General features: G+C 64.0%; 22 protein-coding genes and 1 pseudogene. 10 read left to right on the top strand and 13 right to left on the bottom strand.

Translation table 11 applies throughout. The annotated features are described in order from the left end of the window. Positions 1-58: 58 nt before the first annotated feature. The 3 genes and pseudogenes from BLS27_RS09145 to BLS27_RS09155 form a co-directional block, all read right to left on the bottom strand. Positions 59-1,846, bottom strand: coding sequence for a monovalent cation:proton antiporter-2 (CPA2) family protein (locus tag BLS27_RS09145; protein WP_090344245.1), 1,788 nt, complete (start codon positions 1,844-1,846; stop codon positions 59-61). 164 nt (positions 1,847-2,010) lie between these two features. Continuing rightward, positions 2,011-3,497: pseudogene (locus BLS27_RS09150) on the bottom strand (YifB family Mg chelatase-like AAA ATPase). Between the two features lie 180 nt (positions 3,498-3,677). Beyond that, positions 3,678-3,941 (bottom strand): accessory factor UbiK family protein, encoded by a 264-nt coding sequence (locus BLS27_RS09155; protein ID WP_043213432.1) that lies wholly within the window; start codon positions 3,939-3,941, stop codon positions 3,678-3,680. A 387-nt stretch (positions 3,942-4,328) separates the two neighbouring features. On the opposite strand from BLS27_RS09155, the gene glnK reads away from it, so the two are divergent. The 3 genes from glnK (at position 4,329) to sutA (ending at position 6,825) form a co-directional block, all read left to right on the top strand. Further along, on the top strand, positions 4,329-4,667 hold the full coding sequence (gene glnK / locus BLS27_RS09160; protein WP_002555808.1) for a P-II family nitrogen regulator: 339 nt from the start codon (positions 4,329-4,331) through the stop codon (positions 4,665-4,667). Between the two features lie 42 nt (positions 4,668-4,709). Further along, complete coding sequence (locus tag BLS27_RS09165; protein ID WP_043213430.1) at positions 4,710-6,041, top strand: ammonium transporter; 1,332 nt, start codon at positions 4,710-4,712, stop codon at positions 6,039-6,041. Between the two features lie 457 nt (positions 6,042-6,498). Next, entirely contained in the window at positions 6,499-6,825 is a 327-nt protein-coding gene (sutA, locus tag BLS27_RS09170; protein WP_043213429.1) for a transcriptional regulator SutA, read from the top strand. An 85-nt stretch (positions 6,826-6,910) separates the two neighbouring features. Here the strand turns inward: sutA and BLS27_RS09175 are convergent, their stop codons facing one another. Genes BLS27_RS09175 through lptM form a run of 6 tightly spaced genes read right to left on the bottom strand, consistent with a single transcriptional unit; the run spans position 6,911 to position 11,536 of the window. Next, the gene (locus tag BLS27_RS09175; protein WP_043213427.1) at positions 6,911-7,606 is read right to left on the bottom strand and encodes an HAD family hydrolase; all 696 of its coding nucleotides are present in this window, start codon (positions 7,604-7,606) and stop codon (positions 6,911-6,913) included. Beyond that, entirely contained in the window at positions 7,603-8,502 is a 900-nt protein-coding gene (gene xerC, locus BLS27_RS09180) for a tyrosine recombinase XerC (RefSeq protein ID WP_043213418.1), read from the bottom strand. Before xerC ends, BLS27_RS09175 begins: the two co-directional genes overlap by 4 nt. Beyond that, positions 8,502-9,212: a DUF484 family protein gene (locus tag BLS27_RS09185; RefSeq protein ID WP_043213416.1), complete on the bottom strand. Its 711-nt coding sequence runs from the start codon at positions 9,210-9,212 to the stop codon at positions 8,502-8,504. The genes xerC and BLS27_RS09185 overlap by 1 nt, the downstream gene beginning before the upstream one ends. Before the next feature lie 13 nt (positions 9,213-9,225). After that, on the bottom strand, positions 9,226-10,056 hold the full coding sequence (gene dapF / locus BLS27_RS09190) for a diaminopimelate epimerase (RefSeq protein ID WP_043213413.1): 831 nt from the start codon (positions 10,054-10,056) through the stop codon (positions 9,226-9,228). 4 nt (positions 10,057-10,060) lie between these two features. Next, on the bottom strand, positions 10,061-11,308 hold the full coding sequence (gene lysA, locus BLS27_RS09195; protein ID WP_070572091.1) for a diaminopimelate decarboxylase: 1,248 nt from the start codon (positions 11,306-11,308) through the stop codon (positions 10,061-10,063). Between the two features lie 9 nt (positions 11,309-11,317). Beyond that, on the bottom strand, positions 11,318-11,536 hold the full coding sequence (gene lptM / locus BLS27_RS09200) for an LPS translocon maturation chaperone LptM (protein WP_052352483.1): 219 nt from the start codon (positions 11,534-11,536) through the stop codon (positions 11,318-11,320). A 277-nt stretch (positions 11,537-11,813) separates the two neighbouring features. Here lptM and cyaY point away from each other — a divergent pair, with 277 nt between their 5' ends. The 3 genes from cyaY (at position 11,814) to rnk (ending at position 12,912) form a co-directional block, all read left to right on the top strand. Next, the gene (gene cyaY, locus BLS27_RS09205; protein ID WP_043213409.1) at positions 11,814-12,146 is read left to right on the top strand and encodes an iron donor protein CyaY; all 333 of its coding nucleotides are present in this window, start codon (positions 11,814-11,816) and stop codon (positions 12,144-12,146) included. Further along, complete coding sequence (locus BLS27_RS09210) at positions 12,147-12,368, top strand: DUF1289 domain-containing protein (protein ID WP_043213407.1); 222 nt, start codon at positions 12,147-12,149, stop codon at positions 12,366-12,368. It begins immediately after the preceding gene. A 133-nt stretch (positions 12,369-12,501) separates the two neighbouring features. Then, entirely contained in the window at positions 12,502-12,912 is a 411-nt protein-coding gene (gene rnk, locus BLS27_RS09215) for a nucleoside diphosphate kinase regulator (RefSeq protein WP_043213405.1), read from the top strand. Positions 12,913-13,075: 163 nt separating this feature from the next. On the opposite strand, the gene BLS27_RS09220 is transcribed toward rnk, so the two are convergent. The 3 genes from BLS27_RS09220 to BLS27_RS09230 form a co-directional block, all read right to left on the bottom strand. After that, positions 13,076-15,940, bottom strand: coding sequence for a class I adenylate cyclase (locus BLS27_RS09220; protein ID WP_090344248.1), 2,865 nt, complete (start codon positions 15,938-15,940; stop codon positions 13,076-13,078). A 183-nt stretch (positions 15,941-16,123) separates the two neighbouring features. Then, a complete protein-coding gene (locus BLS27_RS09225) occupies positions 16,124-16,369 on the bottom strand; it encodes a TIGR02647 family protein (RefSeq protein WP_043213401.1) in 246 nt (81 codons plus the stop codon). Between the two features lie 64 nt (positions 16,370-16,433). Next, positions 16,434-16,742: a hypothetical protein gene (locus BLS27_RS09230; protein ID WP_090344250.1), complete on the bottom strand. Its 309-nt coding sequence runs from the start codon at positions 16,740-16,742 to the stop codon at positions 16,434-16,436. A gap of 145 nt (positions 16,743-16,887) precedes the next feature. Here BLS27_RS09230 and BLS27_RS09235 point away from each other — a divergent pair, with 145 nt between their 5' ends. Further along, entirely contained in the window at positions 16,888-17,547 is a 660-nt protein-coding gene (locus BLS27_RS09235; RefSeq protein ID WP_043213397.1) for a glutathione S-transferase, read from the top strand. A 196-nt stretch (positions 17,548-17,743) separates the two neighbouring features. Here the strand turns inward: BLS27_RS09235 and argH are convergent, their stop codons facing one another. Next, positions 17,744-19,138: an argininosuccinate lyase gene (gene argH / locus BLS27_RS09240; protein ID WP_070572082.1), complete on the bottom strand. Its 1,395-nt coding sequence runs from the start codon at positions 19,136-19,138 to the stop codon at positions 17,744-17,746. A 308-nt stretch (positions 19,139-19,446) separates the two neighbouring features. On the opposite strand from argH, the gene BLS27_RS09245 reads away from it, so the two are divergent. The 3 genes from BLS27_RS09245 to BLS27_RS09255 all read left to right on the top strand — a co-directional run bounded on the left by BLS27_RS09245 (position 19,447) and on the right by BLS27_RS09255 (position 22,004). Further along, positions 19,447-20,190, top strand: a complete 744-nt coding sequence (locus BLS27_RS09245; RefSeq protein WP_043213393.1) for a LytR/AlgR family response regulator transcription factor — start codon at positions 19,447-19,449, stop codon at positions 20,188-20,190. 105 nt (positions 20,191-20,295) lie between these two features. Further along, the gene (gene hemC, locus BLS27_RS09250) at positions 20,296-21,237 is read left to right on the top strand and encodes a hydroxymethylbilane synthase (protein WP_090344253.1); all 942 of its coding nucleotides are present in this window, start codon (positions 20,296-20,298) and stop codon (positions 21,235-21,237) included. Further along, positions 21,234-22,004 carry a uroporphyrinogen-III synthase gene (locus BLS27_RS09255; protein ID WP_090344256.1) on the top strand — a complete coding sequence of 257 codons (771 nt, stop codon included), beginning with the start codon at positions 21,234-21,236 and terminating at the stop codon, positions 22,002-22,004. The genes hemC and BLS27_RS09255 overlap by 4 nt, the downstream gene beginning before the upstream one ends. Positions 22,005-22,027: the final 23 nt, after the last annotated feature.

Here is a 22,027-nt window from a genome sequence, read left to right on the forward strand (position 1 = left end):
GCGGCCCATGCAGGATCAGTCCATCTTCGCAGGCATAGCGGTGCGCTGAGGCTATGGCCTACGGTGCATCCGACTCGAACAGCCGCTCCAGCTCCTTGCGCGCTTCCTGGGCGGTCTGCATCACCTTGGCCCGGTCGTCGCGCACGCGGCCTTGCGCTTCGAGCACTTGCTCGTCGTGTTCGGTGAAGCGTTGGATTCGGTCTGCGGCCTGCTCGCCCGACAAGCCCAGTCCGAGCAGGGTGCGGCGGCTCATCTCAAGGCTGGAATAGAACGTCTCACGGATCGGCTCGGCGCCCACGTCCATCAGCTTGTGCACATGCTGGCGGTTGCGCGCCCGGGCGATCACCTTCAGGTGCGGATACAGGCGCTTGACCCGCTCGGCGGTGCGGGTGGTCACTTCCGGATCATCCGTGGTGATGATGACGTACTCGGCTTCGCCAACCTTGGCCGCATGCAAGACCTCCGGGCGCTGCGGGTCGCCGTAGAACACCGGAGCCTGTTCGAAGGTGCGAGTCATCTCGATGGTGTCCACCGAGGTGTCCAGGGCAATGAAGGGGATTTTCTGCGCCCGCAGGATGCGCGAGACGATCTGGCCCATGCGGCCCATGCCGACGATCACCACCCGTGGCGTGTCGGCCTGGATGCTCTTGTAGTGCTCCGGCACCTCGCGAGCCGGTTGCGGGCGCTTGAGCAGGCGTGCGCAGGCCAGCAGTAACAGCGGGGTGATGGCCATCGACAGAGTGATGGTCATCAGCAGCATGTCGTGGGTACGGGCATCGAACAGGCCCTGGTCCTTGCCCAGCTTGAACACCACGAAGGCGAATTCGCCACCTGCCGCCAGCACCACGCCAAGGCGCAGGGCGCTGGCGGTGTTCAAGCCGCCGGCCAGGCGCCCGACCAGCATCAGCAACGGCAGTTTCACTGCCACCAGCAGCAGGGTCAGGCCGAGCAGTACCAGCGGCATCTCCAGCAGCAACCCGAGGTTGGCGCCCATGCCCACACTGATGAAGAACAACCCCAGCAACAGACCTTTGAACGGCTCGATCTGTGACTCCAGCTCGTGACGGTACTCCGAGTCCGCCAGCAGCAGACCGGCGAGGAAGGCGCCCAAGGCCATGGAAATGCCGGCCTGCTCCATGAGCCAGGCGGTGCCGATCACCACCAGCAACGCAGTCGCGGTGGACACCTCCGGCAGGCCGGTACGGGCCACGGTGCGGAATACCGGGCGCAGCAGGTAGCGGCCGCCGACGATGACGATGGCGATGCTGGCGAATACCTGCAGACCATGCTGCAGGCTGTCGCCATGGCTGGTGTCCGGGCCGCTGGCGGCCAGCAGTGGCACCAGGGCGATCAAGGGGATGGCGGCGATGTCCTGGAATAGCAGGATGGCGAAGGCCAGGCGACCGTGAGGGGCATTGAGCTGTTTGCTTTCGGCCAGGCTCTGCAAGCCGAATGCGGTGGACGACAAGGCCAGGCCCAAGCCCAGCACCATGGCGCTGGGCAGCGGCTGGCCGAAGCCGAACAGGGCGATGGCGCCAATGACCGCACCGGTCATCAGCACCTGGGCCAGACCCACGCCGAACACCGCCTTGCGCATCAGCCACAGCCGCCGTGGCGAGAGCTCCAGGCCAATGATGAACAGCAGCAGGACCACGCCCAGCTCGGAGATGTGCGCGACGCTCTCGGTGTCGCGAATCAGTCCCAGTGCCTGGGGCCCGATGGCCACACCAGCGAGCAGATAGCCGATCACCGCCCCCAGTTGCAGGCGCTTGGCCAGGGGTACGGCAACGACGGCGGCAAGCAGGAAAATCACCGCCGTTTGCAGCAGGCTGGCTTCGTGGGGCATGGCTCGGACTCCTTGAGCGACGAGAGGGTTAGGCAATGGATAGCAGAGGCGGGCATTTTCGTCTTGAGCAGCAAACAGGACAATCCCGTCGCTTCGGGAAGCATCGTTCCGGAATCGATACCTTTGGGCAGCGGATTATCCGCGAACCGGGTGCTGTCTGATGATCAGGTGCTTGGTCGATACTGGAGCGCTTCGGCCAAGTGCGCACGCCCAATGCATTCTCTCTGTTCAAGGTCTGCCAAAGTACGGGCTACCTTGAGCAGGCGATGGGCCGCCCGCAGGGACAAAGTCAGGCGCTCGCAGGCATTTTCCAACCAGGCCTGGTCGACCGCTTCCAGCGCACAGTGGCGACGCAGGCCGTTGAGGTCGAGAAAGGCATTGGCGCAGCCCTGGCGCCGCTGCTGTAGCTCACGTGCCTCGGCCACCAAGCGGGCGACGCTGGCGCTGGACTCGCCGCAGGGCTGGTGGGTCAGTACGGTGCTTTCCCTGGCCACGGTCTGGTGCAGATCGATCCGGTCGAGCAGCGGGCCGGACAGCTTGTTGCGATAACGCTGGATTTGCTCGGTGCTGCACCGGCAACGCCCGGTGGGATCACCCAGGTAACCGCAAGGGCAGGGGTTCATGGCCGCTACCAGCTGAAAGCGTGCAGGAAAGCGTATGCGATCCTTGGCACGGGCCACCACGATTTCCCCTGACTCCAGCGGCTCGCGGAGCACTTCGAGCACGCGTCGCTCGAACTCCGGCAGTTCGTCCAGAAACAACACGCCATGATGCGCCAGGGTGATCTCGCCCGGTTGAGGTCGACTGCCACCGCCCACCAGGGCCGGGCCTGACGCCGAGTGATGAGGATGACGGAAGGGGCGCTGGGGCCAGCAGTCCAGCGGCTTATGACCGCTGACCGATTGGATTGCCGCCACTTCCAGAGCCTCGTGCTCATCCAGCGGCGGGAGCAACCCGGGCAGGCGGCTGGCGAGTAGGGTCTTGCCCGTGCCGGGCGGTCCGGTGAAAAGCAGATTGTGTGCACCGGCCGCAGCCACCAGCAGCGCACGCTTGGCGGCAGTCTGGCCCTGGACCTCGCTGAGGTCCGGGTAGGGCCGCTCCCGCAGCAGCAGGCCGTTGGCTGCAAAGGGTGATAGGGGCGACTGGCCGTTGAGGTGGGCCACCAGCTCGAGCAGATGGCCCACCGCGTAGACCACCAAGCCATTCGCCAGGCTCGCTTCCTCGGCGTTCTCCCTGGGTACCACCAGGGCTCGCCCAGCCTCTCGCGCGGCCAGTGCCGCAGGCAGCACGCCTTGCACTGGGCGCAATCCACCCGACAGCGCCAGCTCGCCGATGCACTCGATTTCGCTCAGGGGCGCCACCGGAACCTGGCCATTGGCGGCCAGGATGCCCAAGGCGATGGCCAGATCGTAACGCCCGCCGTCCTTGGGCAGATCGGCCGGGGCGAGGTTCTGGGTGATGCGTCGGGCGGGGTAGTCCAGGCCGGAGTTGACGATGGCGCTGCGCACGCGGTCCTTGCTCTCCTTGACCGTGGCTTCGGGCAGACCGACCAGGGTCAGGGTGGGCAGGCCGTTGGCCAGATGGGTTTCGACACTGACAGCAGGCGCAGCACGCCGACCTGGGCGCGGCTGTGGACGAGGGCGAGGGACATGGACACTCCGTGGTCGCTTGGGGAAAACCGCTTCCTGCGGTTGGGCAAGCATAGAGCGCCTGGGGAAGGGCGATTGCGAAAGAGTGCGTCGGGGTTTTGCAGGGAGTGACCGACGGCCTGTAGGGACAGCGGTGTTCATGAGAACACCGCAGAACAGGCATCGGCGAAAGCGGGCGGCTGTTATTGCTCAGCGGACGGAGCGATCCGCGCTTCCAGCTCGGCCACCTGCTTTTCCAGGGCTTCCAGGCGTGCGCGAGTGCGCGCCAGGACTACCATCTGGCTGTCGAATTCATCCCGGCTGACCAGGTCCAGCTTACTGAAGGCGCCCTGCATGAGGACCTTGAACTGGCTCTCCAGTTCGGCGCGTGGCTGTGCGGTGTCGCCGCTGAACAGGCGAGAGGCCTGGTCGCTCAGGGCGTCGAGAAAGGCTTTGGGCGCGAGCATGTTGGGCTGTCCGCTTGAATCGTTGAGAGGTGCGCAGTGTAGCACGCACCTGGATGGCGTTTGCCCTGCACATTTTTTGCGCAGTCTGCAGCGGTTCGACGCACCGAAGTTGTGCGTGTTTTCTCTGCTGGCGATTGGCCAAAGCCTGCCTCTGAGTGTAATCGACTGTTTTTGCTCGGGTTATCCGAAGTGGCAAGGTTTCTGCAAAGACCATTTCGAGCCATGCACTGATGCAGTTCTTGTGACCAGGCAGTGCGAGGCTGGAACCAACGGCCCCTCGACTTTGGCGAGAGGGCTCCGACGACGGGTTACAAAGCCAACCGCTGCGCTTAGACTTGAGACGGGTTTGTTTTCCTGGGGCAAGTCCACCAAATCGGGAGAAGTTTCATGAAGCTAGTCACTGCCATCATCAAGCCGTTCAAGCTGGACGACGTGCGCGAGTCGCTGTCGGAAATCGGCGTGCAGGGCATCACCGTGACCGAAGTAAAAGGCTTCGGTCGGCAGAAAGGCCATACCGAGTTGTACCGCGGTGCCGAGTACGTGGTCGATTTCCTGCCCAAGGTGAAGATTGACGTCGCGATCGACGACAAGGACCTTGACCGTGTCATCGAAGCCATCACCAAGGCCGCCAACACCGGCAAGATCGGTGACGGCAAGATTTTCGTGGTCAATCTGGAGCAGGCCATCCGCATCCGTACGGGCGAAACCGATACCGACGCGATCTAAGTAACACCGCCTCACAAACCCAACGCCCCAGGAGAAAACAACATGACTCTGCGTAAGATCGCAGGGCTAGGAGCCCTATTGTCCCTCGTAATGCCCGGCCTGGCCTTGGCAGAGGAAGCTGCCCCGGCGTTGAATTCCGGCGATACCGCCTGGATGCTCACTGCCACGGCGCTGGTGCTGTTCATGACCATTCCGGGTCTGGCCTTGTTCTATGGCGGCATGGTCCGCTCCAAGAACGTGCTGTCGGTGATGATGCAATGCTTCGCCATTACCGGCCTGATGAGCATTCTGTGGGTGGTCTACGGCTACAGCCTGGCATTCGATACCACCGGTATGGAAAAGGGCGTGGTCAATCTCTATTCCTTCGTCGGCGGCTTCTCGAAGGCGTTTCTGAGCGGCGTCACGCCTCAGAACCTGACCTCGGCCACCGCGCTGTTCCCCGAGGCAGTCTTCATCACGTTCCAGATGACTTTCGCCATCATCACCCCGGCGCTGATCGTCGGCGCCTTCGCCGAACGCATGAAGTTCTCGGCCATGCTGGTGTTCATGGGCGTCTGGTTCACCCTGGTCTATGCGCCGATCGCGCACATGGTCTGGAGCGGTGATGGCGCGCTGATGTGGGATTGGGGCGTACTCGACTTCGCCGGTGGCACCGTGGTGCACATCAATGCCGGTATCGCCGGCCTGGTCTGCTGCCTGGTGTTGGGCAAGCGCAAAGGCTACCCGACCACCCCGATGGCCCCGCACAACCTGGGCTATACGCTGATGGGCGCGGCCATGCTGTGGATCGGCTGGTTCGGTTTCAACGCAGGTTCCGCCGCCGCGGCCAACGGCACCGCCGGCATGGCGATGCTGGTCACCCAGATCGCCACCGCCGCCGCAGCGCTGGGCTGGATGTTTGCCGAGTGGATCGGCCACGGCAAACCCAGCGCCTTGGGCATCGCCTCCGGTGTGGTCGCAGGCCTTGTGGCCATCACCCCGGCGGCAGGCACCGTGGGGCCGATGGGCGCGCTGATCATCGGCCTGGCTTCAGGCGTGATCTGCTACTTCTGCGCCACCAGCCTCAAGCGCAAGCTGGGCTATGACGACTCCCTGGACGCCTTCGGTGTGCACGGCATCGGCGGTATCGTCGGCGCCATTCTCACCGGTGTGTTCGCGGCGCCTGCCCTGGGCGGCTTCGGCGCGGTCACCGACATCGCCGCGCAGGTCTGGGTGCAGACCAAGGGCGTGCTGTTCACCGTGGTCTACACCGCCATCGTCACCTACGTGATCCTCAAGGTGCTGGACGTGTTGATGGGGCTGCGGGTCAACGAAGAAGAAGAGTCGGTCGGCCTCGATCTGGCTCAACACAACGAGCGCGGCTATAACCTGTAACCGCGACGCGCTGGAAAACTTGCCCGGTTCGCCGGGCATTTTTTTGCCTGGAATTCGCTGTTTAGCGAAGAGCAAACGGTTTACCCGGCACGTTCGTGACACAGGCCTAAAACTTACAACGCGCTGGGCGTTCAGGGAGCTTTGCTTTTTCAACGAGCGCGCTAGAATGCGCGCCGAAGGGTGTTCGATGAGCTGTCCACACACTTCTCCACCCTTTGCTAGGCTTGCCAGTAGCGCATGGCCAGCAGGTGCTGCCGGCGCTTTTTTCCGGCCGATGGCTCGATGATTTTTCAGGTTCTGCCAGGAGCAGAGCCTGTTGGGCGACAGTCTCCACATCAGGAGAGAGACGTCCGGGCAGTGGCCAACCCACGGCCAGTTGAATTTTCACTGGTGGCTGCCGGTCTACGGCTCCACTGGTCTATAACTAACCTGCTTTTCGCAAGTCATGAGGTAGAACATGAGCGACGACGATCTGGAAAATGACGACCTCGAAGTAGGCGATGAAGACGAGGCCGATGAGGGCCTTGAAGCTGCGGCCGACGACGGCGCGGAAGACGCTGGCGAAGACGACAGCCCCGCACCGGTAGCCAAGGGTAAATCCAAGGCGGCGGTCTCGGTGGACGAGATGCCAAGCATGGAAGCCAAGCAGAAGGAGCGCGATGCGCTGGCCAAGGCCATGGAAGAGTTCCTTGCGCGTGGTGGCAAGGTTCAGGAGGTCGAAGCCAACGTGGTCGCCGATCCACCCAAAAAGCCGGACAACAAGTACGGCAGCCGCCCTATCTGAGTGGCTGAACGCAAAAAAGCCCGCCGTCGCTGCGGGCTTTTTTGTGGGCGCGGGTTTTGTCGGGCTGTGCGGTAAACCGCCCCTTTCAGCGCCAGCGCGACAGAACGTCCGGCAACTGCGACAGCCGCTGGATTTCTGCATCCGGTGCCCGTTCGCCCACCCACGCCTTGCCTTGGGGATTGAACCACACCGCCCGCAGCCCGGCGCGCTGGGCGCCCGCGACATCGTCAGCGGGATGGTCGCCAATGTGCACTGCAGCACCGGCCTGGACCTCGCCCCGACGCAGGGCTTCCATGAACGGTGCCGGGTCCGGCTTGCCGATGCCCAGGTCCTCGGCGCACAAGGCAAACCTGAAGTAGTCCGCCAGCCCCAGACGACGCACGTCGGCGTTGCCGTTGGTGACCACGCCGAGCATGTACTGGTGGCGCAGGATTTCCAGCACAGGTTGCACTTCGGGGAACACCTCCACCTGATGGCGTGCGTGCAGGAACACCTCGAAGCCTTCGTTGGCCAGCTCCAAGGCTTGTTTCTCGCTATAGCCGACCTCTTCCAGCGCATGGAACAGCACACGGCGGCGCAGGGCGCTGATGCGGTGCTTGAGACCGGGTTCGGCCTGCACCAGGCGCTCGCGGATGGCGAACAGGTGCTCGACCGGCACGCCGCCCAGGATCGGGGCATTGGCCGCGAGCCAGTCGCGCAGGACGATTTCGGCGCTGGCGATTACCGGTGCGGTGTCCCACAGGGTGTCATCCAGGTCGAAGGTAATCAGCTTGATGCTCATGAGTCTGTGCCTTTGCTGCGTTTGGCCCGAGGATGGGCGCTGTCGTACACCGCGGCCAGGTGCTGGAAGTCCAGGTGGGTGTAGATCTGCGTGGTGCCGATGTCGGCGTGGCCAAGCATTTCCTGCACTGCGCGCAGGTCCTGGGAAGACTCCAGCAGGTGGCTGGCGAAAGAGTGGCGAAGCATGTGGGGATGCAGGTGCTGGCCCAGCTCGCGCTCGCCCGCGGCCTTGACCCGCATCTGGATCGCCCGTTGGCCGAGGCGGGTGCCTTGGCGGGTCAGGAACACTGCGTTGTCCCGAGGTGCGCTGATGCCGCGCAGCTTCAGCCACTGCTGCAGGGCCTCGCGGGCCTTGCGTCCGACCGGCAACACACGGGCCTTGTTGCCCTTGCCTTGTACCTGAACCAGCCCGGCGGTCAGATCCAGCTGGTCCAGGTCAAGGTTGGTCAGCTCAGACAGGCGTAGCCCGGAGGAGTAGAAAAGCTCGAGAATCGCCTGGTCGCGACGGGCAATGAAGTCATCGTCCACGCCGCCGTCGAGCAGCTGCAAGGCTCGATCGGTGTCCAGGACCTTGGGCAGTCGGCGCTCGCCCTTGGGCGCGGCCAGGCCATTGGCCGGGTTGTGCTGACACAGATCTTCGCGGTTCAGGTATCGGTACAGCCCGCGCACTGCCGAAAGCAGGCGTGCCAGGCTTCGAGCGGACTGGCCATGCTGGTGCAGGCGCGCCACCATCTGGCGCAACTGCTGGACCTGCAGGGCATTCCAGTCGGTGATGCCTTGGGCGGCGCAGAATTCGATGACCTTCTGCAGGTCGCGACGGTAAGCCAGTTGGGTATGTTCGGACATCTGGCGCTCATTGCGCAGATGATCGCAATAAGCCTCCAACTGGCGTTCCATCAGCGCACCGGTCGCAGGGTCTGGGTGAAGCGCGGGACGACGCGGCCGAGCACTTCGGCGATATAACTCAGGAACAGGGTGCCGACGCTGCTCTTGTAGTGCTGCGGGTCGCGGCTGCCGATCGCCAGTACGCCGTGCAGCCCTTGGTAGTCGAGCGCGGCGACCGCGCTGGAGCCGACTTCCTTGCGCTGCTCCTCGCCGAACAGGAACGCCAGCTCATGCTCGCGCAGGTTGCCGCTGACAGTCTTGCCGCTGCCCAGCAGCGCGCCGATGGCCTGTTGGGCTTCGCCGTTGCTGGCCCAGCGGCCGACAGGGGCTGCACTTTCGCCGAACAGGATCAGGCTGACGAAAGGCACCTGGAATTCCTGGCGCAGGCTGTCCTCCACGGCCATGACCACTTCCTCGAGGCTGCCCGCGTCGAGCAGGTCGAGGATCAGGCGACGGGTCTTGTCGAACAGCCGGTCGTTGTCCCGGGCCACATCCATCAATTGCGAGAGGCGATGACGCATCTCGATGTTGCGATCGCGCAGCAACTTCAGCTGACGCTCCACCAGCGACACGCTGTCGCCACGCTGGTGGGGGATGCGCTGCTCTACCAGCAGCTCATCGTGTTCGGCGAAGAAGGTCGGGTGGGCGCGCAGGTAGGCGACCACGGCCTCGGCATCGAGGCTGGGGGCCTGCTCGGGTACAACCTGGGGCTGATCGGTCATGGCGGTTACTCGATTAGAGACGAACCTGTCCTTCATACACGCGTACGGCTGGGCCAGTCATCAGTACGGACTTGCCGGGGCCGGCCCACTCGATGTTCAGGCGGCCGCCCGGCAGGTCGATGCTCACCGGCGAATCCATCCAGCCTTGGCTGATGGCGGCTACCGCGGCCGCACAGGCCCCGGTACCGCACGCCTGGGTTTCGCCGGCGCCACGCTCCCAGACCCGCAGGTTGGCGTGGTGGCGGTCGACGACCTGGATGAAGCCGGCATTGACCCGCTGCGGGAAGCGCGGATGGTGTTCGATTTTCGGGCCCAGCTCATGCACCGGGGCCGTTCTCACGTCGTCGACACGCAGCACTGAGTGGGGATTGCCCATGGACACGGCGGCGATCGAATGGACCTGGCCGTCGACTTCCAGTGGATAGCTCAGGGCCTGTTCATCGGCGATGAAGGGTATCTCGGCCGGGGCGAAGCGCGGCGGGCCCATGTCGACACACACCTGGCCGTCGTTGCGCACGTCCAGCTCGATGATGCCGCCTTTGGTTTCCACGCGGATGCGCTTCTTGGCGGTCAAGCGCTTGTCCAGCACGAAGCGGGCGAAACAGCGCGCACCGTTGCCGCACTGCTCGACCTCGGAACCGTCGGCATTGAAGATCCGATAGCGGAAGTCCACGTCCGGGTTGTTCGGCGCCTCGACGATCAGCAGCTGGTCGAAGCCGACGCCGGTGTTGCGGTCACCCCACTGCTTGGCATGCTTGGGCTGGATGTGCGCGTGCTGGCTGACCAGGTCCAGGACCATGAAGTCGTTGCCCAGCCCGTGCATCTTGGTGAAACGCAGCAGCATGGTTTCACTCCGGCAGCAGGCTTTCGCCGGCGAACAGTTCGGCAATGGTTTCCCGGCGACGGACTTCGAAAGCCTCGTTGCCATCGACCAGCACTTCGGCGCAGCGGCCACGGGTGTTGTAGTTCGAGCTCATGACAAAACCATAGGCGCCGGCGGACTGAACGGCCAGCAGATCGCCTTCGGCCAGGTTCAGTACGCGGTCCTTGGCCAGGAAGTCGCCGGTTTCGCAGATCGGACCGACCAGGTCATAGGTGCGGCCTTCGCCGGCACGCGGCTTGACCGCGCTGACGCCCATCCAGGCCTGGTACAGGGCCGGGCGGATCAGGTCGTTCATCGCTCCATCGATGATGGCGAAGTCCTTGTGTTCGGTGTGCTTGAGGTACTCGACGCGGGTCAGCAGGACACCGGCATTGGCGACGATGTAACGGCCCGGCTCGAACACCAGGGCCAGGTCACGTTCGCCGACGCGCTCGCGGATGGCCTGGATGTAGTCCGATACCAGCGGTGGCTCTTCGTCGCGGTAGCGAACGCCGACACCACCGCCCAGGTCCAGGTGACGCAGGTGGATACCGCACTCGGCCAGGCGGTCGACCAACACCAGCAGGCGGTCCAGGGCATCGAGGAAGGGCTCGACGGTGGTCAGCTGCGAGCCGATGTGGCAGTCCACGCCCACCACTTCCAGGTTGGGCAGTTGCGCGGCGCGCACGTAAATGGCTTCGGCGTCGGCGATGGCGATGCCGAACTTGTTTTCCTTGAGACCTGTGGAGATGTACGGGTGGGTGCCGGCATCGACATCCGGGTTCACGCGTAGCGAGACCGGGGCGACCTTGCCCATCTCGGCCGCCACCACTTGCAGGCGCTCGAGCTCTTCGGTGGATTCGACGTTGAAGCAGTGCACGCCGACTTCCAGCGCGCGACGCATGTCGTCACGGGTTTTGCCGACACCGGAGAACACCACCCGATCGGCGCGTCCGCCAGCGGCTAGCACACGCTCCAATTCACCGCCGGAAACGATGTCGAAGCCTGCACCCAGGCGCGCCAGGACGTTCAGCACGCCCAGGTTGGAGTTGGCCTTGACCGCGAAGCAGACCAAGTGCTCGGTGCCTTGCAGGGCATCGGTGTAGCTGCGGTACTGGGCCTCGATGTGGGCGCGCGAGTACACGTAGGTCGGGGTGCCGAAACGTTCGGCGATGGCCGACAGGGCCACGCCTTCCGCGAACAGCTCGCCGTCGCGGTAGTTGAAAGCGTCCATTGGATTTCCTTAGTACTGCGCGGGCTGCGACTCTGGCTGGGCGGGTTCGGCAGGCTCGAGCGTCTCGGCCGGTTGGGCCGGCTGGACCGCTTGATGCTGGTGCGATTTACGGGCGTCCTTGCCGTCCTTGCCGTCTTCCGGCAGGTACAGAGGGCCTTTCTGACCGCAGGCCGAAACGAGGCAGGCAACCGCGACCAGCGCCGCGAGGGAGGAAATCAGGCGCTTCATTGGCGAATCCTTTGAAATATGCAGTATTGCGCCCGAGTATACCGAGCGCCTGCCGGATTGCCTATGCAAGGACCGGTCCGCCTGGCGGCCCGATCAAGCTTCACTGACAAGGACGTACGGTTCGACGCAGGCTCAGCTTTTTTTCCGCCGCTTGCAGCTTCCCGCTCGAAGCTTGAAGCTTATAGCGCGAAGCTTATAGCTTGATGCTTTGCATTCCCGGCAAGTCGCCCGTATCTTGCCCGGCTTGCCGTAAGCAGCCAATTTCGAGGTACCTGCAATGAGTTTGAGCGAAGCGCGTTTCCACGATCTGGTCGACGCGACCCAACAGGCCCTGGAAGACCTGTTCGATGAGAGCGGCTTGGACGTGGACATGGAGAACTCCGCCGGGGTGCTCACCATCAAGTTCGACAGCGGCAGCCAGCTGATCTTCAGCCGCCAGGAGCCGCTGCGCCAGCTTTGGCTGGCCGACCGTTCCGGGGGATTCCACTTCGACTACGACGAAGAGAGCGGCAAGTGGGTCTGCGAGAAGAGCGAAGAGCTGCTGGGCGAGATGCTCGAGCGTATCGTCTGGGAGCGAGCCGGCGAGAAGCTGGACTTCGACGAGATCTGAATGAGCGACCAGCCTCGGCCACCCAAGCCGCTTTACAGTAACGTCAGCCCGGCGGTGCCGTCGCCTTGCATCAGCGTGTGTCGGCTCGACGAGCGCCGGGTCTGTACCGGGTGTTTCCGTCATGTCGAGCACATCCGCGAATGGCGTTCGGCCGACGACGAACGGCGCCGGCAGATCTGCCGTGAAGCCCAGGCCCTGCGAGGGCAGCACATCGGCCATTGACGGTCCGGGCTTGAGTATTTGTCCGGCTGTGGTAGTGTCGGGCTTGCGTCGATGACGTCAAAAGCATTCACAAACCCCGCCCTTGGGCGGGGTTTTGCTTTATCTGCCTGTTAAAAAGGAGTCTGACTGGATCATGAGCACCAAGCCTTCCCTCATCCTCACCCGATTGGACGTACAGCGTCTCGAGCGCCTGATCGACAGCCTCGACGAAAGTACGCCGGGTGTGCTCGCCCTTCAGGACGAGCTGGACCGCGCCGATCAGGTGGTCGGTCACGAGGACGTCCCGGCCGGTGTGGTGACCATGAACTCGCGTGTGCACTGCCGCGAGGAAGCCAGTGGCAAGGATTATCACCTGACCCTGGTCTACCCGAAGGATGCCGGCCCCGAAGGCAACGTCTCGATCCTGGCGCCGATCGGTTGTGCGTTGCTGGGGCTGTCGGTCGGGGACCAGATCGACTGGCCAGCCCCGGGCGGCAAGACGCTCAAGCTCAAGCTGCTGGCCGTTGAGTACCAGCCGGAAGCTGCGGGGGACTACGACCTCTGAGACACACAGATGGGCTCACCGTCTTGCATTGTCTGATCGGGTACTTTCGCAGGTAGACCCGCTCTCGCAAGGATCTACGTCGGCCCTGTGGGAGCGGGGTCCACCCGCGATACTACGCAAGTGCCACCGCCAGGCTCTCGGCCCGGTCCGCGCCCTGGAGGCATCAAGGCTCCAAGGTCGCCTGCAACTGCTCCAGGCCATCGTTGAGCGCCCGCTCCAACTCGGTTTTGTAGCGCAGATAAAGCGCGGTGGAGCCTTGGTCGTCACCTAGCAGTTCGGACAAGTCCAGGTCGGTGATGTAGCACCGATAGCTGCCCGCGCCACGGCGTTGCCCCAGGATCTGCCGAGCGACCACGGCGTACAGCTGGTCGCCATGCTCCAGCTCGGAGAACTCCTGTTGGTTGCAGTAGAGCGTGATGTGCATCTCGTCCGCCGCCCCGGCCTGCAGGATCGCCTGAACCTCGTAGTAGGGCTGGCCGATGCCTTCGCGCGGTGACGGCCGTGGCTCGAGGCTGCGCGCCTTGCCAGGGCCTGATGGCAGCAACTGGTAGTAAAGGATTTCCAGCGACGCCTGCTGCAGGCTGTCCAGCGGCAGCTGCGCATCGTGTCGCACCACAACCGAGCGCAGGAAGCGTTGCAGCGGCAGCAACAAGTGTGCCTCGTCCTGCAACGGTAGGCGTTGATGCCACAGGGCGTTGTATTCATCCAGCACGTACAGGTCGGCCCACCCCTCCAGCAGGCGATAGAACACCTGCAGGCAATCGCGGCGGCCCTGTTCCAGCACCAGCGGCAGGTCATGGTCCTGCAAGGCGTTGGCATCCAGGTGCAGAGGGCTGTACTGGCCGCGCTCCTCGCCCAGACAACCCAGTACCGCGTCATGATCGGGCAGGGTGGTCAGGGTGACTTGTCCAGGTTGCAGTTCCAGTACATGGGTGTGCTGCGCCACCTGCAGCAGGTAGCGATGGTTGAGCCTCTGCTCGAGCAGCAATTGAGCGGTGTCGAAGATTTCCTCGACCCGCAGGGCGATGGCCTGGGCGCGATTGCGACAGAAGCAGCGCACCCGTAGCCGGGGGCGTTGATTGCGCTGGCCGAGGCTGTTGAGGAAGTCGCGCAGGCAGCGCACCAGCGCGTGTTCGCCGTCGTAGCGCTGGACCAGCACCTCGTTCCAACTGTTGAGGGTGACCTGATCGAGCGTCAGGACGAGGTTTTCGCGCACCCCGGCGTAGCTCAGCGAGTCGGTGCGTTCGGTGGTCATCAGGATGTTCAGATCGCGATGATGACGCAGCGGATCGACGCCGACGTTGACCAGCAGCAGGACCTCATCGGCCACGCTCGGTTGCAGCAGGCGGACTTCGCTGACCGTCCCCAGTGGCAGCGGGATGCTCTGTTGCAAGCTGCCCAGCAGATTGAACAGCTCAAAGTCGGTCAGGTCGCTGTCGCCGGGGTGCAAGGCCAGGCGCGTGGTGTTGTCGATCACGCCATTGCGATGGGCCCAGGTGAGCAGCTCGAGCAGCTCGCGGCAACGCTTCAGTGGGCTGAAGTGCTCCCATTCGTGTACGCCCAGGTTGCCGTTGTACAGGCCCCAATGGGTGGTGCCCGGCTCCTTGCGGTTGGGCGACTGGACCAGGGTCAGGGTGTCTTCGGCCAGGTCCGGCGCGATACCCGGGTTGATCACCTCGATCTTGCCGGCCCGGCGCTCGAAGGCCGCATACAGCCGTCGACCCAGCACATTGAGGTCGCGTTGGTCGGCACGGCTGCTGGCGCTCTGGTCGCGGGCGAACTGGGTGAGGAAGCGATAGCTGTGGTTGAGCTCGGCTACCAGCTCACGGCGTTCCGCGGCTACCTGGCGTACCTTCCATTGGCTACGGGTATCGAGCATGGCCAGTTGGCGTTCGTCCCAGCCCCACTCATTGGTCAGACGCGCGAGCAACTGGCGTTGCCAGCCGCTGGCGCGGGAGCGGCCGAGCTCGCTGAGTTTCTTGTTCACTTTCAGGTACAGGCTACGACGTACCAGCTCCAGGCGGGTGGACTCACCCCGTTGTTGCAGGTACTGCTCGATGCGCCGGTAGACCATCACGTAGGGGTCCAGCGCGTCGAGGTCCAGCTGGTTGGCGAACACCGCCTGCTTGTATTCCAGGCTCAGGCAGCGCACATCGGGGTGTTCGCTGGCATAGACCTCGGTGAGCAACAGTTTGAGCAATGACTTGTAGGGCGAGTCGATCCCCTTGAACAACTGCCACAAGCCGGCGCCGACGAATTCTCCGGGCGGGATATGCGCCAGGTGACCGAGATCCAGGTCGTCCTCGGCGCGGATGAACCGTTTGGACAGCAGGGTCTGGGTGTAGGCCCGGTAGTTGTGTTCCTCGTACACGGGCACCAGCCACCACAGTGGTGTGCGCCCGGCCAGCCAGATCGCGGTGCGGTAGAACTCATCGAGCAGCAGGTAATGCTGGGTAGTCCCGCAGTCGTCGGAGCTGAGCTCTCCATTGCGCTCGCCCTGGACGAACCCCTGGGGCTCGATGAGGAAGAAATGCGCCTCGGCGCCCTGGCTGGCGGCCCAGGTTTCCAGAAGCTGGCATTTACGCCGCAGTTCGGCCAGTTCGTCTTCCTGTAACCCTGGGGCGTGACATACCCACAGGTCCATGTCGCTCTGCTCGGCCTGGGCCAGCGTGCCCAGGCTGCCCATCAGAAAAAGCCCGTGGATCGGCTGCGGCGCCGTGCCGTGGCGGGGTTTGTAGGTGAAGGAGCGGGCCAGGCGCTGGGCTTCGGCCAGCAGATCGGGGCCAGGCTCGAAGCCCGAGACACCCGCTGGCGTCGTGCCCGAGACATAACCTGGGAGCACGGGGTGGTTGACGTGAAACAGCAGGGGCAGTGCGGTCAGCACCTGTTGCTGGCGGGTGGAGAGCCCTTCCCGCGCACGCTCCAGGCGGCCTTGGTTCAGGTGCAGAAAGCGCGCACGCAGTTTCGCCAGTTCCTTGCGGTCGATGCCTTGCTCGAGGTCGGGGCGGATTTCGTGGGGGCTGTTCATTGCACACTCAAGGACACGGCCAGGGGAAGCACCGGCGAGTTTAGCCTGAGTGATGGGGTCGGATAAGCAAAAAAACGGGTTTTTTGGCGTCATTTCCCCGTCATTGCAGGCCGCATTCACAACCAAACCCGTCCCGACAGACATGTCGGGCGGATTGGGCTGTACGTAACGGCGGCGAAAGACTCAGGCTGGCTGCGCGGCCTTGAGGATGGTCAGCACTTGCTGAACGCTCTGGGCGGCATCCAGCCCCAGGCTGGTCAGGTAGCCACCATCGGGCTGGTCGGTGAGTTGCTTGTCGTACAGGCGGCGGGCTGCGGCCACCAGGGCAGGGGCAGCGTTGCTGTGGACCTTGATGCCTTCCTGGTGGGAATCCAGGTTGAACAGGGCGAGGACTTCCAGTTCAGCGATCAGTTCGGGGGTAAAGGACATGGGGACTCCTGACTTCCAGACAAGGACGGAGGCACCGTGATCGGTGCCTGATCCTGGAGTGTAGTCAGGCTTCGTCGTCGTCGCCTTGATCTGCTTCAGGTGGCAGCTCGGGCAAGGCGCGCAAGGCGTTCTCGTACCACTCGCCATTGAAGGGGCGGTCCTCGTCGAGCATGGCATCGATCTCGATGGCCAGGACATGGGCCATGAGGTTGAGGATGTCCTCGCGTTCGTAGCCGACCAGGGTCAGTTTGTTGAATGTGGCCTTGGCTGCCGGCGGCTCGCCGCTTTCGATCTGGTTCTCGATGGCCTGGGTCAGGGTTGCCTCTACGAAGGCTTCCTCTTCGTTGTTGTCGATGTCGTTGGGCTCGCTCATGGCAGTGCTCCTGGGGTGGGATGCACAGTTTGCCATGCTTGCGCGGGCCATGCCTGGCCATCGATAGGGTCGATGATGCTGGTCAGAGCCTGGGGATGAGTCTATAAAAGCCGGGCCATCCCCACACGGCCTGGAGGCTGTAACAATGCTCAAGCTTCACGGATTCGCGGTCAGCAACTACTACAACATGGTCAAACTGGCCTTGCTGGAGAAAGGCCTGCCATTCGAAGAGGTGCTGTTCGTTCCCAATCAGACCCCGCAAGCCCTGGCGATCAGTCCCCGCGGCAAGGTACCGGTGCTCGAGACCGAGCACGGTTTTCTCAGCGAAACCACAGTGATCCTCGATTACATCGAGCAGACCCAGGGCGGTAAGCCGCTGCTGCCGGCAGATGCCTTCGCACAGGCCAAGGTGCGGGAGCTGGTCAAGGAAATCGAACTGTATATCGAGCTTCCGGCGCGGACCTGTTATTCCGAGGCTTTCTTCGGTATGGCCGTCGAGCCGCTGATCAAGGAGCGCGCCCGCACCGAGCTGCTGGCCGGTTTTGCCACGCTCAAGCGCAACGGCAAGTTTGCCCCTTACGTGGCAGGCGAAACGTTGACGCTGGCCGATCTGATGTTCTGCTTCTCGGTGGACCTGGCCTGCGCAGTGGGCAAGAAGGTGCTGAACGTCGATTTCCTGGCCGAGTTCCCCGAGGCCAAGGCATTGCTGGAGGTGCTGGGGGCGAACCCGCACATGGCGAAGATCGTGGCGGACAAGGAGGCGGCGATGCCGGCTTTCCTGGAGATGGTTCGCAGCAAGCGCTGAGAGAAGTAGCGGCCGTATGCGGCCAAGAGGAGCGGGTTCATCACCCATCGTGCTGCAAGGCACCGGCTTTGCCGGTGTTCGCGGCGGTTCGGCACCTCGATGAACCCGCTCCCACTGAAATCACTAAAACGCTGGGGGCGTGAGTTCATCGAGGCGCCGAACTGCCGCGACTGAGGGCAAACCCTCGCGAAGCGGCTTAACGCGAAGCCAGCAGCGCCTTGCCGCGGGCCACGGCTGCACGCACTTGGGCCGGTGCGGTGCCGCCAATGTGGTTGCGCGCATTGACCGAGCCTTCCAGGGTCAGCACGGCGAAGACATCCTGCTCGATTTGATCGCTGAACTGGCGCAGTTCGTCCAGGCTCATCTCGGCCAGATCCTTGCCGGTGTCGACGCCATACTTCACCGCGTGACCGACGATCTCGTGGCAGTCACGGAACGGCAGGCCACGACGGACCAGGTAATCGGCGAGGTCCGTGGCAGTGGAGAAGCCGCGCAGGGCCGCTTCACGCATGATGGCGTGCTTGGGCTTGATCGCAGGAATCATGTCGGCGAAGGCGCGCAGGGAGTCGCGCAGGGTATCGGCGGCGTCGAACAGGGGCTCCTTGTCTTCCTGGTTGTCCTTGTTGTAGGCCAGCGGCTGGCCTTTCATCAGGGTCAGCAGGCCGGTCAGGGCGCCGAACACGCGGCCGCTCTTGCCACGCACCAGCTCCGGGACGTCCGGGTTCTTCTTTTGCGGCATGATCGAGCTGCCGGTGCAGAAGCGGTCGGGCAGGTCGATGAACTGGAACTGCGCGCTGGTCCACAGCACCAGCTCTTCGGAGAAGCGCGACAGGTGCATCATCGCCAGGCTCGCCGCGGCGCAGAATTCGATGGCGAAGTCGCGGTCCGAGACGCCATCCAGCGAATTGCCGGCGACGGCCTCGAAGCCCAGCAGCTTGCAGGTCAGCTCACGGTCGATCGGGTAGGTGGTGCCGGCCAGCGCGGCGCTGCCCAGCGGCATACGGTTGGTGCGCTTGCGGCAGTCGACCAGGCGCTCGTAGTCGCGGCTGAGCATCTCGAACCAGGCCAGCAGGTGATGACCGAAAGTCACCGGCTGTGCGGTCTGCAGGTGGGTGAAGCCGGGCATGATGGTCTCGGCTTCGCGCTCGGCCTGCTCCAGCAGGCCCTGCTGCAGGCGGGTGATCTCGGCCAGGATCAGGTCAATCTCGTCGCGCAGCCACAGGCGGATGTCGGTAGCCACCTGGTCGTTGCGGCTGCGGCCGGTGTGCAGCTTCTTGCCGGTGATGCCGATGCGGTCGGTCAGGCGGGCCTCGATGTTCATGTGCACGTCTTCCAGGTCGACGCGCCAGTCGAAGCTGCCCGCTTCGATCTCGCCCTGGATGGTCTTCAGGCCGTCGATGATGGCATCGCGCTCGGCGTCGGTGAGTACGCCGACCTGCGCCAGCATGGTGGCGTGGGCGATCGAACCCATGATGTCGTGGCGGTAGAGGCGCTTGTCGAAATCGACCGAGGCGGTGAAACGGGCGACGAAGGCGTCGACGGGCTCACTGAAGCGGCCGCCCCAGGACTGATTGGTCTTGTCGGTGCTCATGGATTCACTCGTTGAAGGCGTGAACGAAAAAGTGGCGCCGATCATAACAGGGTTGGAGCGCGCGCCGCAGGGCGCTGGTCGAGAGAAATCTCGCAAAGCCCAGGGTGAATCGGTGTGTGGGGATATTCAACGATTGAACGGCAGTGTTCCACGGACCGTCTACAGTTGGACAGAGGACTGGCGGCGAATCTGCCGGGCCAGTGAATCTTTGGCCGTCGCATCGGTCTAGAGCGTGACCGCGTGTCGGTCGCCCTACACCTTGTCTACGCTATACCCATGCGAGACTCACTCAGGAATCCAGCGTAATTATGAATGTCCTGATCGTTGATGACGAACCCCTGGCCCGTGAACGCCTGACCCGGATGCTTGGCGAGCTGGAGGGCTACACCGTGCTGGAGCCCAGTGCCACCAACGGCGAGGAGGCCCTGGCCTTGATCGACAGCCTCAAGCCTGATGTGGTGCTGTTGGACATCGGCATGCCTGGTCTGGATGGCCTTCAGGTGGCCGCCCGGCTGTGCGAGCGCGAAGCGCCACCGGCGGTGGTGTTCTGTACCGGTGACGACGAGTACGGGAGCCAGGCTTTCCGGGAAAGCACCCTCAGCCATGTGACCAAACCCATCCAGCCTCAGGCCCTGCGCGAAGCCTTGCGCAAGGCCGACAAACCCAACCGCGCCCAGCTCGCCGCGCTCACCCGCCCGGCCAATGAAGGCGGCGGCCCGCGCAGTCATATCAGTGCGCGGACCCGCAAGGGTATCGAGCTGATTCCCTTGCCCCAGGTGATCTATTTCATTGCCGACCACAAGTACGTGACCTTGCGCCACGAGGCCGGGGAGGTCTTGCTGGACGAGCCGCTCAAAGCCCTGGAGGACGAGTTCGGCGAGCGCTTCGTGCGCATCCACCGCAACGCCCTGGTCGCCCGGGAGCGTATCGAACGCCTGCAACGCACGCCGCTTGGGCACTTCCAGCTGTTCCTCAAAGGGCTCGACGGCGATGCGCTGACAGTCAGTCGCCGCCACGTGGCGGGTGTGCGCAAGATGATGCAGACGCTCTGAACCGGCGGATGTCGGCCAGGGAAGGCCGGGTGATGACCTGAATCTGCTAGGTGCGCTGGCGGAGCTGTTATCATCGGCGGCATTTCTCCTGGATCGGGGCGTTCCATGTCCACTCGTGAAATCCGCATTGCCACCCGTAAAAGTGCCCTGGCCCTGTGGCAGGCCGAATATGTCAAAGCCCGCCTGGAAGAGGCCCATCCTGGCCTGGTCGTGACCCTGGTGCCCATGGTCAGCCGCGGTGACAAGCTGCTCGACTCGCCATTGTCGAAGATCGGCGGCAAGGGCCTGTTCGTCAAGGAACTGGAAACCGCCCTGCTCAAGCACGAGGCCGATATCGCCGTGCATTCGATGAAGGACGTGCCCATGGACTTCCCTGAAGGCTTGGGCCTGTACTGCATCTGCGAGCGCGAAGATCCACGCGATGCGTTCGTATCCAATACCTTCGCCAGCCTCGATGCGCTGCCGGCCGGCAGTATCGTCGGTACCTCCAGCCTGCGCCGCCAGGCTCAGTTGCTCGCGCGACGCCCGGACCTGCAGATCCGCTTCCTGCGCGGCAACGTCAATACCCGCCTGGCCAAGCTCGATGCTGGCGAGTACGACGCCATCATCCTCGCCGCGGCTGGCTTGATCCGCCTTGGTTTCGAAGACCGCATCAGTTCCACCATCAGCGTCGACGAGAGCCTGCCCGCCGGTGGCCAGGGCGCGGTGGGCATCGAATGCCGCAGTGCGGACCAGGCGATCCACGCCTTGCTGGCGCCGCTTCATCACACCGACACCGCCGATCGCGTGGTGGCCGAGCGGGCGCTGAACAAACGCCTGAACGGCGGTTGCCAGGTGCCGATCGCCTGCTACGCGGTACTTGAAGGCGAGCAACTGTGGCTGCGAGGCCTGGTCGGCCAGCCCAGCGGCGGCACGTTGCTGGTGGCCGAAGCCCGCGGCCCGCGTGGCCAGGCCGAGGCTTTGGGTGTGCAGGTCGCTGAAGATCTGCTTGGCCAGGGGGCCGAGGCCATCCTCAAGGAGGTCTACGGCGAGGCTGGGCACCCGTGAGCCCTTGGCGCCTGCTGCTGACCCGCCCCGAAGAGGAGTGCCAGGCGCTGGCGCAAAGCCTCGCGCAGGTAGGGATCGCCAGCAGCAGCCTGCCTTTGCTGGCCATCGAACCGGTGGCGCTGCAGGCCGGGCAGCACCAATACCTGGCGGACTTGCACGGTTACCAGGTGATCATCGTGGTCAGCAAGCCAGCCGCGCGCCTGTTACTCGAGCAGTTGGGCCAGGCCGGCCTGCAGCCGCCGCGAGAAGGTTGGTTCACCGTGGGGGCGGCTACGGCGCAGGTGCTGCAGGCGCAGGGCTTGAAAGTTGACTTTTCGGCGCAAGGTGACGACAGCGAGGCCTTGCTCGCGCTACCGCACCTGCGCGAGGCTATGAACCGGACTGCCACCCCTCGCGTTTTGATCGTGAGGGGCGTCGGAGGTCGCGAACTGCTGGCCGGGCGTCTCGCAGAGCAAGGTGCTAGTGTCGATTATCTGGAACTGTATCGACGCAACCTGCCGGTGTATCCGGCTGGCACCCTGCTGCGCCGCATCGAGGCGGAACGCCTGAATGGCCTGGTGGTCAGCAGTGGGCAGGGGCTGGAGCACCTGCTGCAGCTGGCGGGGGCCGACTGGCCACGCCTGGCGCGCCTGCCATTGTTCGTGCCGAGCCCGCGGGTAGCCGAACAAGCCAGGGCGTTGGGCGCCCAACAGATAGTGGATTGCCGTGGCGCCAATGCCGCGGCCTTGATGGCAGCCGTGCAGCGAACTACTGCACCTGCCGACTAAGGCGCTAAGCTCAATGCGACGCG

Origin of the sequence: Pseudomonas guariconensis, assembly GCF_900102675.1 — a bacterium.
Taxonomy (GTDB): domain Bacteria; phylum Pseudomonadota; class Gammaproteobacteria; order Pseudomonadales; family Pseudomonadaceae; genus Aquipseudomonas; species Aquipseudomonas guariconensis.

Bases quoted from the DNA above. Each gene is read 5' to 3' on its own strand.
- BLS27_RS09220 (WP_090344248.1), bottom strand. From the start codon at position 15,940: ATGAACAGCCCCCACGAAATCCGCCCCGACCTCGAGCAAGGCATCGAC.
- argH (WP_070572082.1), bottom strand. From the start codon at position 19,138: ATGAGCACCGACAAGACCAATCAGTCCTGGGGCGGCCGCTTCAGTGAG.
- BLS27_RS09165 (WP_043213430.1), top strand. From the start codon at position 4,710: ATGACTCTGCGTAAGATCGCAGGGCTAGGAGCCCTATTGTCCCTCGTA.
- dapF (WP_043213413.1), bottom strand. From the start codon at position 10,056: ATGCTGCTGCGTTTCACCAAGATGCACGGGCTGGGCAACGACTTCATG.
- BLS27_RS09230 (WP_090344250.1), bottom strand. From the start codon at position 16,742: ATGAGCGAGCCCAACGACATCGACAACAACGAAGAGGAAGCCTTCGTA.
- BLS27_RS09145 (WP_090344245.1), bottom strand. From the start codon at position 1,846: ATGCCCCACGAAGCCAGCCTGCTGCAAACGGCGGTGATTTTCCTGCTT.
- lptM (WP_052352483.1), bottom strand. From the start codon at position 11,536: ATGAAGCGCCTGATTTCCTCCCTCGCGGCGCTGGTCGCGGTTGCCTGC.
- xerC (WP_043213418.1), bottom strand. From the start codon at position 8,502: ATGGAACGCCAGTTGGAGGCTTATTGCGATCATCTGCGCAATGAGCGC.
- sutA (WP_043213429.1), top strand. From the start codon at position 6,499: ATGAGCGACGACGATCTGGAAAATGACGACCTCGAAGTAGGCGATGAA.
- cyaY (WP_043213409.1), top strand. From the start codon at position 11,814: ATGAGTTTGAGCGAAGCGCGTTTCCACGATCTGGTCGACGCGACCCAA.
- BLS27_RS09185 (WP_043213416.1), bottom strand. From the start codon at position 9,212: ATGACCGATCAGCCCCAGGTTGTACCCGAGCAGGCCCCCAGCCTCGAT.
- BLS27_RS09235 (WP_043213397.1), top strand. From the start codon at position 16,888: ATGCTCAAGCTTCACGGATTCGCGGTCAGCAACTACTACAACATGGTC.
- BLS27_RS09175 (WP_043213427.1), bottom strand. From the start codon at position 7,606: ATGAGCATCAAGCTGATTACCTTCGACCTGGATGACACCCTGTGGGAC.
- BLS27_RS09245 (WP_043213393.1), top strand. From the start codon at position 19,447: ATGAATGTCCTGATCGTTGATGACGAACCCCTGGCCCGTGAACGCCTG.
- BLS27_RS09155 (WP_043213432.1), bottom strand. From the start codon at position 3,941: ATGCTCGCGCCCAAAGCCTTTCTCGACGCCCTGAGCGACCAGGCCTCT.
- glnK (WP_002555808.1), top strand. From the start codon at position 4,329: ATGAAGCTAGTCACTGCCATCATCAAGCCGTTCAAGCTGGACGACGTG.
- rnk (WP_043213405.1), top strand. From the start codon at position 12,502: ATGAGCACCAAGCCTTCCCTCATCCTCACCCGATTGGACGTACAGCGT.
- hemC (WP_090344253.1), top strand. From the start codon at position 20,296: ATGTCCACTCGTGAAATCCGCATTGCCACCCGTAAAAGTGCCCTGGCC.
- BLS27_RS09210 (WP_043213407.1), top strand. From the start codon at position 12,147: ATGAGCGACCAGCCTCGGCCACCCAAGCCGCTTTACAGTAACGTCAGC.
- lysA (WP_070572091.1), bottom strand. From the start codon at position 11,308: ATGGACGCTTTCAACTACCGCGACGGCGAGCTGTTCGCGGAAGGCGTG.
- BLS27_RS09225 (WP_043213401.1), bottom strand. From the start codon at position 16,369: ATGTCCTTTACCCCCGAACTGATCGCTGAACTGGAAGTCCTCGCCCTG.